13 protein-coding genes are annotated in these 13,020 nt (G+C 68.9%); 7 read left to right on the plus strand and 6 right to left on the minus strand.

The genetic code is table 11. From position 1 onward, the window contains the following. Positions 1-86: 86 nt before the first annotated feature. Complete coding sequence (locus ACWPOB_RS06645; RefSeq protein WP_029542320.1) at positions 87-1,784, plus strand: fumarate hydratase; 1,698 nt, start codon at positions 87-89, stop codon at positions 1,782-1,784. 96 nt (positions 1,785-1,880) lie between these two features. On the opposite strand, the gene ACWPOB_RS06650 is transcribed toward ACWPOB_RS06645, so the two are convergent. The 3 genes from ACWPOB_RS06650 to ACWPOB_RS06660 form a co-directional block, all read right to left on the minus strand. After that, positions 1,881-2,303 carry a hypothetical protein gene (locus ACWPOB_RS06650; RefSeq protein ID WP_100056399.1) on the minus strand — a complete coding sequence of 141 codons (423 nt, stop codon included), beginning with the start codon at positions 2,301-2,303 and terminating at the stop codon, positions 1,881-1,883. 98 nt (positions 2,304-2,401) lie between these two features. Continuing rightward, positions 2,402-2,791, minus strand: a complete 390-nt coding sequence (locus tag ACWPOB_RS06655; protein WP_100056398.1) for a hypothetical protein — start codon at positions 2,789-2,791, stop codon at positions 2,402-2,404. A 106-nt stretch (positions 2,792-2,897) separates the two neighbouring features. Further along, entirely contained in the window at positions 2,898-3,353 is a 456-nt protein-coding gene (locus ACWPOB_RS06660; RefSeq protein WP_100059215.1) for a carboxymuconolactone decarboxylase family protein, read from the minus strand. A 75-nt stretch (positions 3,354-3,428) separates the two neighbouring features. On the opposite strand from ACWPOB_RS06660, the gene ACWPOB_RS06665 reads away from it, so the two are divergent. Beyond that, positions 3,429-4,358 (plus strand): sigma-70 family RNA polymerase sigma factor, encoded by a 930-nt coding sequence (locus ACWPOB_RS06665; RefSeq protein WP_455400294.1) that lies wholly within the window; start codon positions 3,429-3,431, stop codon positions 4,356-4,358. Between the two features lie 75 nt (positions 4,359-4,433). On the opposite strand, the gene ACWPOB_RS06670 is transcribed toward ACWPOB_RS06665, so the two are convergent. Continuing rightward, positions 4,434-5,528 carry a VOC family protein gene (locus ACWPOB_RS06670; protein WP_100055921.1) on the minus strand — a complete coding sequence of 365 codons (1,095 nt, stop codon included), beginning with the start codon at positions 5,526-5,528 and terminating at the stop codon, positions 4,434-4,436. A 221-nt stretch (positions 5,529-5,749) separates the two neighbouring features. On the opposite strand from ACWPOB_RS06670, the gene ACWPOB_RS06675 reads away from it, so the two are divergent. From ACWPOB_RS06675 to ACWPOB_RS06695, 5 genes are all read left to right on the plus strand, one after another. Next, the gene (locus ACWPOB_RS06675) at positions 5,750-6,628 is read left to right on the plus strand and encodes an acetaldehyde dehydrogenase (acetylating) (RefSeq protein WP_100055920.1); all 879 of its coding nucleotides are present in this window, start codon (positions 5,750-5,752) and stop codon (positions 6,626-6,628) included. Continuing rightward, on the plus strand, positions 6,625-7,689 hold the full coding sequence (gene dmpG, locus ACWPOB_RS06680; RefSeq protein ID WP_100055919.1) for a 4-hydroxy-2-oxovalerate aldolase: 1,065 nt from the start codon (positions 6,625-6,627) through the stop codon (positions 7,687-7,689). The genes ACWPOB_RS06675 and dmpG overlap by 4 nt, the downstream gene beginning before the upstream one ends. A gap of 15 nt (positions 7,690-7,704) precedes the next feature. Next, entirely contained in the window at positions 7,705-9,183 is a 1,479-nt protein-coding gene (locus tag ACWPOB_RS06685; protein ID WP_455400295.1) for an aldehyde dehydrogenase, read from the plus strand. Positions 9,184-9,345: 162 nt separating this feature from the next. Next, positions 9,346-10,098, plus strand: a complete 753-nt coding sequence (locus tag ACWPOB_RS06690; RefSeq protein WP_455400296.1) for an SDR family NAD(P)-dependent oxidoreductase — start codon at positions 9,346-9,348, stop codon at positions 10,096-10,098. A 49-nt stretch (positions 10,099-10,147) separates the two neighbouring features. Next, entirely contained in the window at positions 10,148-10,576 is a 429-nt protein-coding gene (locus tag ACWPOB_RS06695; protein WP_455400297.1) for a tautomerase family protein, read from the plus strand. A 121-nt stretch (positions 10,577-10,697) separates the two neighbouring features. Here the strand turns inward: ACWPOB_RS06695 and nphA are convergent, their stop codons facing one another. Together nphA and ACWPOB_RS06705 are read right to left on the minus strand one after the other, a co-directional pair. Further along, positions 10,698-11,228 carry an NADH-dependent flavin reductase gene (gene nphA, locus ACWPOB_RS06700; RefSeq protein ID WP_006933892.1) on the minus strand — a complete coding sequence of 177 codons (531 nt, stop codon included), beginning with the start codon at positions 11,226-11,228 and terminating at the stop codon, positions 10,698-10,700. Between the two features lie 28 nt (positions 11,229-11,256). Continuing rightward, a complete protein-coding gene (locus ACWPOB_RS06705) occupies positions 11,257-12,819 on the minus strand; it encodes a 4-hydroxyphenylacetate 3-hydroxylase family protein (protein ID WP_043799290.1) in 1,563 nt (520 codons plus the stop codon). Positions 12,820-13,020: the final 201 nt, after the last annotated feature.

Consider the following 13,020-nt stretch of genomic DNA (forward strand, 5'->3'; position numbering starts at 1 on the left):
ACGCCCCGGCGTCGGGGCGCCGTGTCGCCCGGACTAGCCTTGTCGCGAACATCAGCCCCGCTGTCCAGGACAGTTCAGGAGAAGAAATGGCCGACTTCCTCTACGAGGACCTGCTGCCGATCGGGGAAGACCCCACCGAGTACCGGCTGCTGACCACCGAGGGGGTGTCCACCGTCGAAGGACCGGGCGGCCGCACCTTCCTGCAGGTCGAGCCCGAGGCGCTGCGCCTGCTCACCGAGACCGCGCTGCACGACATCCAGCACTACCTGCGCGCGGATCACCTGAAGCAGCTCGCAAGCATCCTCGACGACCCGGAGGCGTCGGACAACGACAAGTTCGTCGCGCTCGATCTCCTGAAGAACGCCAACATCGCCGCCGCCGGGGTGCTGCCGATGTGCCAGGACACCGGCACCGCGATCGTCATGGGCAAGCGCGGCCAGCACGTCCTCAGTCCCGGCAACGACGAGGAAGCCATCGCCCGCGGCGTGTACGACGCGTACACCCGGCTCAATCTGCGGTACTCGCAGAACGCTCCCCTCACCATGTGGGAGGAGAAGAACACCGGCTCGAACCTGCCGGCGCAGATCGAGCTCTACGCCGACACGGCGGCCGGCCACGAGAACGCCTACAAGTTCCTGTTCATGGCCAAGGGCGGCGGATCGGCCAACAAGTCGTACCTGTACCAGGAGACGAAGGCGATCCTGAACCCGGACTCGATGATGCGATTCCTCGAGGCCAAGATCCGCTCGCTCGGCACCGCCGCGTGCCCGCCGTACCATCTCGCGATCGTCGTCGGCGGCACCTCCGCCGAGTTCGCCCTCAAGACCGCCAAGTACGCCTCGGCGCACTACCTGGACGAGCTGCCGAACGAGGGCGCGATCACCGGCCGCGGCTTCCGCGATCTCGAGCTCGAGGAGCAGGTGCTCGAGCTGACCCGCAAGATCGGGATCGGCGCGCAGTTCGGCGGCAAGTACTTCTGCCACGACGTGCGTGTCATCCGCCTGCCCCGGCACGGCGCGTCGCTGCCGGTGGCGCTGGCCGTGTCCTGCTCCGCCGACCGGCAGGCGAAGGCGAAGATCACCCCGGAGGGCGTGTTCCTCGAACAGCTCGAGTTCAACCCGGGCCGCTTCCTGCCCGAGATCACCGACGCCCAGCTCGACGCCGAGACCGAGGGCGTGTCGGGCACCGGCAAGGGTGCCGCGGTGAAGATCGACCTGACGCGGCCGATGCCGGAGATCCTCGCCGAACTGTCCAAGCACCCCGTCAAGACCCGGCTGTCCCTCACGGGCCCGCTCGTCGTCGCCCGCGACATCGCGCACGCGAAGATCAAGGAACGCCTCGACGCCGGCGAGGGAATGCCGCAGTACCTGAAGGACCACCCGGTGTACTACGCCGGGCCGGCCAAGACCCCGGACGGCATGGCCTCCGGTTCGTTCGGCCCCACCACGGCCGGCCGGATGGACTCCTACGTCGAGCAGTTCCAGGCCGCGGGCGGCTCGATGGTCATGCTCGCCAAGGGCAACCGCTCGCAGCAGGTCACCGACGCCTGCAAGAACCACGGCGGCTTCTACCTCGGCTCCATCGGCGGGCCGGCCGCGCGCCTCGCACTCGACTGCATCAAGAAGGTCGAGGTTCTCGAATACCCGGAACTGGGTATGGAAGCGGTGTGGAAGATCGAGGTCGAGGACTTCCCGGCGTTCATCGTCGTGGACGACAAGGGCAACGATTTCTTCGCCGGCACCGGCGAGGTCACCCTGACGATCGGCAAGCGCCCCGGGCTGTAGGCGGCTTCGCCGCCGGTGCGTCCTTTGGGCTGTCCCAGCAGCCCAAAGGACGCACCGGGACGCCGCGTCGCCGGACGAGCCGACGCATCCGGTCGATCAGGCCTCCGACGGGCCGGACTTCTTCGGTTCGCCGGTGGCGGGATATTCGAGCAGCGACTGCTGCAGACTGGACCACTGACGGGCCAGACCCTGCAGCGGAGCCAGTGACTTTTCGACCACCTCCAACTGACGGTCGAACGCCGACAGTTGTGCCTGCAGCGCCTGCACCGATTTTCGCTGCGCGTGCAGCTGCTCGACGAGTGCTTCGAACTCGGTGATAACGGGTGGCACGAGCTCCATCGCTTGCCGAAGTGAGCCGAGCATCCGGTTCGCGGGCGCGGACAGGGGCGCGGGCATCGACCCGAGGGCCTCGCTCCCGATCGACCCGACCGCGTCCGCCACGGCGCGGGTCCTCTCCAGCAACTCCTCCATCGCGGACCCGAGCAGTCCGAATCGACGGGTCTCGCCTTCCTCCGCCATCGCCACCCTCCTCCGGACCCCCACTACGGTTCGGTCCCGCTCCGATCATGCCCCTCGGGCACCGTCTCGGCAGCCGAACCCCGTCGCGGCGGGCTCCCTCAGGCCGCGTGGGTGTCCGTGCGGGAGAGCACGGCGGGCGCCTGCGCGACGAGGCCCTCCAGAAAGCGGACGACGGTGCCGGCCGCCGGAGCGGCGTCCGGCGTCAGCATCGCGCACAGCATCCGGTAGCTGCCCGGATCGAGGTCCGGCTGCGCCCGGAACTGCGCCGTGAGCGGCACCGTGAACGCGATCGTCCGGTCCTGCGAACGGATGTCGAGCGTCGGTCCACCCACCGCCGCGGTCAGCCGGACCTCGAACCGGTTCGCGCCCACGGTGTGCACGAAGCCCACGGTGCGCACGTTGGCCCGTGCCATCTGCCGGTACAGCGGCCGCAGTCCTCCGAGGACCATCGACGGAAGCGTGACGGCACGGGACCCGGCGGCGAACATGAGCGCACTCCTTTTCGTTCCGGGCCGCCCCCACGCGGGCGACGACCCTCCGACGCATTTTCTGGAATCATTCCAGAAAATGCGTCGGAGGGCAACGTCACGGTCGTCACCACTCCGCGCCGGCCACCTGTTTGACCGTCGCGTTGAGCCGGTTCCACACGTTGATCAGCGAGATCTGCAGGATCAGCGCCGCCAGTTGCGGCTCGTCGTAGTGGCGGGCGGCCTCGTCCCAGACGTCGTCGGGCACCGGGTCGGGCCGGTCCGCGAGCCGGGTCACCGCCTCCGTCAGCGCCAGGGCCGCCCGCTCGGCATCGGTGAAGTACGGCGCCTCGCGCCACGCCGCCACCGCGAACAGCCGCTTGTCGGTCTCTCCGTCCTTCTTCGCCAGCCGCGGATGCATGTCCACACAGACGCTGCATCCGTTGATCTGGCTCGCCCGCAGATGCACGAGGTGGGTGGTGCGCGCCGGCAGCCCACCACCGTCGGCGGCGTTCCCCAGTGCCTGCAACGCCGTCACCGCGTCGGGCAGAACGAGCGCGGGATTCGTCATTCGAGCCTTCATGATCGTCTCCTTGTCACATCCGGGGTCGTGCGTTCGTCACAGCCATGACGGATCCCGACGACAGAATGTGACGACATGAGCGACGGAAACTTCTCGGCCCACCCCGGCGGCGCCTTCCCCGCCGAACAGTTCGAGGCACATCGGGACCATCTGCGGGCGGTGGCCTTCCGCATGCTCGGCTCGGCGAGCGAGGCCGACGACGCCGTGCAGGAGGCCTGGCTGCGCCTGCACCGCTCCGGCACCGACGAGGTCGCCAACCTGGGAGGCTGGCTGACGACGGTGGTGAGCCGGGTGTGCCTGGACATGCTGCGATCCCGGGGCTCGCGCCGGGAGGTCCCCCTCGATCAGCCCGACCGTCCCGAACCTCGGTCGACGGACCCGCGCGACGTTCCGGAAAGCGCTGCACTGCTGGCCGATTCGGTCGGCGTGGCCATGCTCGTCGTGCTCGACACCCTCGCCCCGGCCGAACGCCTCGCGTTCGTGCTGCACGACCTGTTCGCCGTCCCGTTCGACGAGATCGCCCCGATCGTGGAGCGCTCCCCCGCCGCCACCCGCCAGCTCGCGAGCCGCGCGCGGCGGCGCATCCAGGGCGCGACCGCCCCACGAGCCGACCTGGTGCGCCGCCGTCGCCTCGTCGACGCGTTCCTCGCCGCGTCGCGGGAGGGGCGCTTCGACGACCTGCTGGCCCTGCTCGATCCGGACGTGGTCCTTCGCGCGGACGACGTCGCCGTGGCGACGGCCCGTGCCGGCGCGGCCCACGGCGCACCGGCGCTCGCGCGCGAGCTTCACGGACCCCACAGCGTCGCAAAGGTTTTCGACGGCCGCGCCCAGGCCGCCCGGACGGTGCTCGTCGACGGAATGCCCGGCGCCGCATGGGCGCCGGGCGGCCGTCCGCGCACGGTGTTCGCCTTCACGATCGAAGACGACGCGATCGTCGAGATCGAGGTGGTGTCGGATCCCGAACAGCTCGCGGCGCTCGAGGTGACGTTCCCGGACGCCGGCTGACACGCGGGTGCGCACCTCTCGTCGCGGCACGCCGGAAACCGGCGCGGGAGGTGCGCACCCGCAGAATGCCAGGACTCAGACCGGGGATCCCGAAACCGCTCGGGAATGGTCGATTTCGTCCGGGACCGCGCGTTCCGCGGCGATCACCTCCGGGTCGTCGACGGGAGCGCCCGGACCGAAGTGCGAGAACTTCTCGATGTGCTGATCGAGTGCGAGCGGATTCGGGGTGCCGTAGGTGAAGTACGTCTCCCACGGCAGCTTCGCGCCGCCGACCGCGAGGCCGGTGTCGATATCGGACATCTGCCAGGTCTTGGTCTCGGCGTCCGGATCCAGGTGCAGGTAACCGGCCTCGCCGAACAGTTCGATGCGGTTGCCGCCCGGCTCGAACACGTAGAGGAACTGCCCCTGGGTGATCCCGTGCTTGTCGGGGCCGGCCTCGATCTGGATGTCGTAGTCGCGGAACATCTCGACCGCATCGGCAAGGTGCTGGCCGGTGCCGTAGTAGAACGCGAGGTGGTGGAGCTTGCCGCGGCCGCCGGTCATGTCCCGCATGCAGGCGACCTCGTGGCCGAGCAGGTTCGAGCTCATCCAGGCGCCGATCTCGACGTTGCCGTCCACGACGCGTTCGGTGGTGCGGAATCCGAGGTGCCGCTCGAACGAGTCCTTGAGCGGGGTGACATCCGAGGCCATCAGGTTGAGGTGGTCGATCCGCTTGACCGGAATGCCCGACAGCGGCTTCTTCGACGGCCGCGAGAGGATCCTGCTCTGCAGTTCCGGCGGGGCGACGTACTTCTCCACCTCCCACAGCAGCTGCAGGTTGTGACCGTCCGGGGACTGGAACTCGAAGGTCTTGCCGTAGCCGAACTGGTCCTCGCTCCACGTGCCCTCGACGTTGCCCTGCTTCAGCGACGCCACGCGGCGCTCGAGCGCCTCCGGCGAACTGGCGCGCAGCGCGGCGTGGCCCATGCCGGCTTCCGGCGCCTCGGTGACCTTCAGGCTCCACTGGTACGGGTCTTCGTACCCACGCAGGTAGACGGACTGCCCCTCCCGATGCGTGACGTACATGCCGAGAAACTTCGTGAAGAAGTCGAGGGTCTCCTGCGGCCTGGGGGTGAACAGTTCGGCACGGGCGAGGTGCGCGATGTCGAAACGGGCAGTGGGGTCGGTCATGGCTACTCCTGATCTCCGCTGGCCGGGCTTGCTGCTCCGGTTGTGGTGGATGTCACGAGCTTGTGGGGGCGCCGGCACTTCCGTCAGCGCTGTTCGGGATAGCCGAACAGGGATCGGATCTCGGCCGGGCGTGTCCGGTACCGCCGGATCACCCGCCCTCTACCAGGGGAGCGCCCCTAGCGTCGGCAGCATCACCCCGACACTGGAGGGAAGGCCCACAGATGAGTCGATTGAAAGCCGCGATCGTCGGATCCGGGAACATCGGGACGGACCTGATGTACAAGCTGCTGCGGTCCGAGTATGTCGAGCCGGTGTACATGGTCGGCATCGATCCGGCCAGCGAGGGACTCGAGCGGGCCCGGCAGGAGGGCCTCGAGGCCTCCGCGGAGGGTGTCGAGTGGCTCCTCGCCCGTCCCGAGCTCCCGGACGTGGTGTTCGAGGCCACCTCGGCGAAGGTGCACGCCGCGGCCGCACCCCGGTACGCCGCCGCCGGCATCAAGGCCATCGACCTGACGCCCGCATCGGTGGGCCCCTACGTCGTGCCCGCGGTCAATCTCACCGAGCACCTCGACGCACCGAACGTGAACATGGTCAGCTGCGCCGGTCAGGCCACGATCCCGATCCTGTACGCGATCAACCAGGCCGCGGACGCCTACTACGGCGAGATCGTCGCCGCGATCGCCTCGCACAGCGCCGGCCCGGGCACCCGCCAGAACCTCAGCGAATTCAGCGAGAAGACCGGCAGGGCACTCGCGCAGGTCGCCGGCGCGGACCGCGCCAAGGCGATCTCGGTGATCAACCCGGCCGAGCCGCCGATGAACATGCGCGACACCGTCTACGCCAAGGTCCGCCACCCCGACCCGGACGCGATCGAGCGCGCCGTGGTCGAGATGGTCGCCAAGGTGCAGCAGTACGTCCCCGGCTACACGTTGCGTCTGGTCGACGTGGACGGCGACCTGGTCACGGTCATGCTCGAGGTCGTCGGCGCCGGCGACTTCCTGCCCACCTACGCCGGAAATCTCGACATCATCACCGCCGCCGCCGTGCAGGTCGCCGATGTCATGGCGCAGCAGAATCTCGTCAAGGGAGCAGCCCAGTGAGCACCACCGACACCACCGACACCGCCGGCGGACGCCGCAAGGTCACCCTCGTCGACACCACCCTGCGCGACGGCATGTCGTCGGTCTCGCACCAGTTCACCCCCCGCAACGTCGCCGACATCGCCCGCGGCCTCGACCGGGCCGGGATCCCCACCATCGAGGTGGCCCACGGCATCGGCCTCGGCGCCTCCTCGATCCAGTACGGCTTCGCCGCCGCCACCGACCCCGAGTACGTGCGCGCCGCCGTCGACGCCGTCGACAATGCGGACATCGCGGTGCTGTACGTCCCGGGCATCGCCACCCTCGCCGAACTGCAGGGCGCGATCGACGCCGGCATCAAGACCGTGCGCGTCGCGGTGCACTGCACCGAGGCCGACTGCGCCCAGCAGCCCGTCGAGTGGGCCAAGGACAAGGGCCTGAACGTGATGACGTTCCTGATGATGAGCCACAAGCTCGAGCCCGCACCGCTCGCCGAGCAGGCCGCCAAGCTCGACTCCTACGGCGCCGACGTCGTCTACGTCGTCGACTCCGCCGGCGCGATGGTGCCCCGGCACGCCGGCGACCGCGTCGCTGCCCTCCGGCAGGCGATCTCCGCCGACATCGGTTTCCACGCCCACAACAATCTCGGTGTCGGCATCGCCAACGCGCTCACCGCGGCCGAGAACGGGGCGACGTTCATCGACGGGTCGCTGCGCGGGCTCGGCGCCAGCGCCGGCAACGCCCAGACCGAGGTGCTCGCCGCCGCGTTCGAGCGGGCCGGCTGGGACACCGGGGTCGACCTGTTCCCGCTGATCGACACCGCCGAGCACGTCGTCGCCCCGCTGATGACCGAACCGCAGATCGTCGACGAGACCGCGTTGATCCTCGGCTACGCCGGGGTGTACTCGACGTTCTTCCACCCGACCAAGCGGGCCGCGAAGAAGTTCGGCATCTCCACCCGCGAGATCCTGCTCGAACTCGGCCGCCGCGGCGTCATCGGCGGGCAGGAGGACATGATCGTCGACGTCGCCTCCGAACTGGCCGGCCGCACCTACGAACTGCCGGCCCGCGCCGGAGTCTGACCCGGGGAGACTGCCATGACACAGACCCAGAACACGCCTTCGATCACGCAGGTCCGGCACCTGATCGGCGGCGAATGGAAGCCGGCGTCGGACGGGGCCACCTTCGAGTCCCGCGACCCCCACGACGGTGCGCTGCTCGGGGTCGTGCCCGCGGGCACCGCCGAGGACGGTGCCGCGGCGATCACCGCCGCCCGCACCGCCTTCGACGACGGCCCCTGGCCGCTGCTGTCCCCGAAGGAGCGCGCGAAGATCCTGCACGCGGTCGCCGACAAGGTCGACGCCCACCGCGAGGAACTCGCCCTGCTCGAGACCCGCGACGGCGGCAAGAGCATCAACCAGTCGCTGCACGCCGAAATCCCCCGCGTGGCCCACAATCTGCGGTTCTTCGCCGACTACGTCGCGATGGCCGCCAACGAGGCCTACCCCGACGGGGACCTGCTGTCCTACGTGCTCTACCCGCCGGCCGGTGTGGTCTCGGCGATCAGCCCGTGGAACGCACCCCTGATGCTGGCCACCTGGAAGATCGCCCCCGCGTTGGCATTCGGTAACACGGCGGTGCTCAAGCCGGCGCCGCAGACACCGCTGACCGCGCACCGCTTCGCCGAGCTCGCGCTCGAGGCCGGACTGCCCGAAGGCGTGCTCAACGTCGTGCACGGGTTCGGCGGTGAGGCCGTCGCCGGGCCGCTGACCTCGGATCCGCGGGTGGATCGGATCACCTTCACCGGCTCGAGCGCGACCGGCGTGAAGATTCTGCAGGCCGCGGCGGTCAACCACACCCCGGTCTCGGCGGAGATGGGCGGCAAGTCCGCGAACATCGTATTCGCCGACGCCGACCTCGACGTCGCCGTGCCGATGGCGATCCGGGCAATCTTCGGCGGCAACGGACAGGTGTGCCTGGCCGGGTCCCGGCTGCTGGTGCACAACAGCATCATGGACGAGTTCCTGGCCCGGTTCACCGAGCAGGCAAGCAGGCTCACCGTCGGCGACCCGAAGGACCCGTCGAACTTCATGGGCCCGCTCATCGAGCAACGCCACCTCGACAAGGTGCACGGCTACATCGAGCTCGCCCAGGAGGAAGGCGGCAAGGTCGTCACCGGCGGCGCCCGGCTGACCGACGAGGCCCGCGCCGGCGGCTTCTACTACCCGCCCACCGTCATCACCGGGCTGACCAACGACTCCCGCACGGCGCGGGAGGAGATCTTCGGCCCGGTCGAGACCGTCCTCGGCTTCGACACCGAGGAGGAGGCCCTGCGCATCGCCAACGACTCCCCCTACGGCCTGGCCGGGATGCTGTTCACCCAGAACCTGGACCGGGCCCACCGGATGGCCGCCCGCTGGAAGGCCGGCACCGTGTGGATCAACACGTTCTTCGAACGCGACCTGCGCCTGCCGTTCGGCGGCGAAGGCGCCAGCGGCCTCGGCCGCGAGGGCGGCCAGTACTCGCGTGAGTTCTTCACCGAACCCCGGGCGGTCACCCTCCGATTGCGCGGCTGAAACGGCCGAAGAATCGGATTCGCTCGGCCAACCGGAATCCGCCCACGGCATTCGTGGGCGGATTTCTGTTCGGCGCGTCGATCGCGGCCGAACGACCAATCGCCCGTCCCGCTACTGCGCGGGTCGTCCGGGCGATCCACAACGGCAAGAGGGAGCACAGGTATGACTTCGTCCTCAGTGTGTGTCGTCGTCGGCGCGACCGGTGCGATGGGCACCGAGTTCACCCGTCGCCTGGCCCGTCGCGGCCTTCGCGTGATCGCCGTCGCCCGCAGTGGCGACGACCTCGACAAGCTGGCGGCCTCGGACGACCTGATCGTCCCGTGCGTCGCCGACATCGCCGACGACAGCGCGATCGAGGCGATCGCCGCCCACGTCGACGCACCGGTGCGGATGGCCGTGTTCGCGGCCGGACTTCCGGTGCGCGGCTCGGCCGACACCATCGCGCCGGGAGACTTCGCGGTCGGCGCGAACATCAAGGTCGGCGGGCTGGTGCGGCTGCTGCACGCCGTCCGCGACCACCTGGTGCCGGGTTCGCGTTTCGTGACGATCGCCGGGTCGCTCGGACTCGAACCCGGCCCGCTCGACGCCGGGCCGGGGACGGTGAACGCCGCGGTCTTCAACCTCATGCGCCAGCTCAGCGCGCTGTACGGCCCGAAGGGCGTCACCACCCACACCATCGCGCCGGGACCTGTCGACACGCCACGGCTGCGGAAGTTCGTCGAGACCGAAGCCGCCGAGACCGGCCGCGACCCCGGCGAGATCTGGAACCGCTACCGCGCCAAGACCACACTCGGCCGGCTACCGACCCTCGACGAGATCGGCTGGACTCTGGAGATGCTGCTCGCCCCCGAGGCTGCCGTGCTGCACGGAAGCGTCCTCACCGTCGACGGCGGGACCCGGCACGGCGTCCAATAGTCACGGCGTCCAATAGTTCTGTACCACAGCATGTCACAAAGGAGCGGCCATGCCCGTTGCACACTTCCATCTCGTCGACGGCGCCTACACTGCCGAGCAACGACGTCGGCTGCTCGCCGACGCGAGCCGCTGCTACGCGGAGGTCCTCGACTCCCCGATCGAGCGAGTGCGAGCGTTCGTCGTCCGGTACGACCCCGACGACGCCGCGACGGCCGGGACGGTGATCGCCGACGGCGGCACCCCGGCCCCCTACTTCACCGCGATCGTCCTCGCCGGACGCCCGATCGAGCAGCGCCAGGAGCTGGCGGCGCGATTCACCGAGCTGATCGTCGAGATCCTGGGGGCGCAGCGGGATCTGGTGCGCGGACAGATCGTCGAAGTCGATCCGGTGAACTGGTCCATCGGTGGCACCGCGGCGGCAGCGGCCCGCGCCGCCGAGATCACGGCGCGCGCGACAGCCACACAGCCGGCGCGGTGATCAGCGGGGCATGAGCGAATGTGCCGTTACGTCGGTCTATCCGACACAACGGCACATTCGCTCGGGGGTTCGAGAGGCGGGGTGACCGCGACGCCCGCCGCGGTCACCCCGCCCTGCTCGATCAGAACCCCCAGGGTTCGTCCCTGCCCTGCAGCTCGAGCGACCGGAAGGTGCCGGTGTAGAACACCAGCGGGTGCCCGTCGTCGTACCAGAGCCGCTCCACCCGGCCCACGTGCAGGGTGTGGTCACCCGCGGGATGCGAATCGACCACGGTGCACGCGAGGTGAACCAGTGCACCTTCGAGGAGAGGCACGCCCTTGCGCCACACGAACCGGACCAGATCCGGCTGGTTCGCCGCGCCGGCGAAGTGCAGGGACAACGGTTCCTGGTCCCCGGCGAGGATCGAAACGCCGTACCGCCCCGCCTCGCGGATCCGCTCGTTCATCTTGGCGCGGTTGGCGATCGATACAAGCACGAGCGGCGGATCGAGCGACACGGAGGTGAACGCGTTGGCGGTCATTCCGTGCACCGAGGCCTCGTCCTCGGACTCGGCAGTGGTGACGATGGTGACGCCGCTGGCGAACCGGCCGAGGGCCTTACGCATGTGCAGAGGCGTGACGTCGAGATCGGATCCCCGGGCGGTGTCGGTCATGACCGTGCTCCTCATCGCTGCGCCCCGTTCAGCTACGGACGATCTTCAGATCGTCGTTGTTGATCAGATCCGGGCGCGTCCAGCCGTCGATGTCGTATTCGGACATGCACTGTTCGGCGAAGCCCTTGAGCTGGTTGTCCAGGCCCTGAGCCTGGTAGGCGAACAGGGTCTGGAACCGCACGGCCTCGTGGTCGCCGCCGTAGTTGCGCTCGTACAGCTCGTGCCGGCCGCCGAACTCGGTACCGACGGCATCCCAGAGCAGCTTGAGCAGCTTGACACGATCGATGGCCACGATGCCGTTCGACCCGCGTACGTACTGGTCGAGGTACGGCCGGATCTCGGGGTTACCCCAGTCGCTCGCATGCGAATTCAGGTAGATCAGGCCGCTGCCGAGGGTCTGCTGGATGATCTCCTTGATCCGCGGGTAGCCGACGCCCATGAAGGTGCGGTAGGCGAGACCGTAGTTGAGGTTCGGTTGCACGGCCCCGTTGACCCACGGATCGGGCGTCTTCGCCATCGCGTCGGACAGTCCCCAGAACATGTCGCGCCAGTTGAGGATCTCGCCGATCTGCATCTGCACGCCGCGGAATCCGGCCGAGCCGGTCATCTCCACCGCCTTCATCACACAGCCGGCGATGAAGTCCAGCTTCACGGCGAGACGGGCGCAACCGTGGAACATGAAGCGAGACATGAAGCCCGACTTCATGACGAACCCGTTGGTCGTCTCGGTGTCGTAGGCGAAGACGTTCTCCCACGGCACCAGCACCCGGTCGAACACCATGATGGCGTCGTTCTCGTCGAATCGGCTCGAGAGCGGGTAGTCGAACGGCGTACCCATGACGGCGGCGTTCATCTCGTAGGACGTACGGCAGAACAGCTTCAGGCCCGGCGAATCCATCGGGACGGTGAAGATCAGGCCGAACTCCTTCTTGCGGAGCGGCAGGCCGTAGTGCGCGATGAAGTTGGCGTTGGTGATCGCCGACCCGGTCGCCACCACCTTGGCGCCGGACACGATCAGGCCCGCGTCGGTTTCCTCCACCACGTGCACGCAGATGTCGGCGGTCTCGTCGGCGGGCTTGTCGCGGTCGATCGGGGGGTTCACGATCGCGTGGTTCATGTAGATCACGCGTTCCTGCGCTTCCTTGTACCACCGCTTCGCATTGTCCTGGTACTCCCCGTAGAACTCCGCGTTGGCTCCGAGGGTGCCGAGGAACGACGCCTTGTAGTCGGGCGAGCGGCCCAGCCAGCCGTACACCTCGCGCTGCCAGGTGGCGATCGCATCACGGGCGAGGAGCAGATCGTCGGCACTGTGCGCCGTCTTGAAGAACGGATGGGTGAATCCTCCGTTACCGGTGTCGGTCGGCACCGACAGGATGCCCTTCGCTTCCGGCTTGTGCATCGCGTCGTACATCCGGGCCACCGACCGGACCGAATTGCGGAACGCCGGATGCGTGGTGACATCGTCGACCCGCTCCCCACGGAAGTACACCTCACGACCGTCGCGGAGCGACTCGATGTACTCGTCGCCGGTCATGGGCCGGACGGTGTTGGGCGCTCCGACGGCGTCGCCCAGGATCGATGTGGTCGTCATGGTCTTCACTCCTGGTCTCGGGGGTGTGGTGCAGGAATCGGCTCGGGTGGGGAACGGCACGACGGGCGTCGACCCGGCCCGGCCGTATCCGCCGACTTCGGAGGATCCCGGCACCGATCACGCTGGCGCGCTTCGGTAACCGTCCTCGGTGGTCGCGCGGGGCCGGGGGTTGGGATATCGTTCCGGGCGCCACGTTCCTGT

The sequence above is a fragment of the Rhodococcus sp. 2H158 genome, assembly GCF_053764755.1.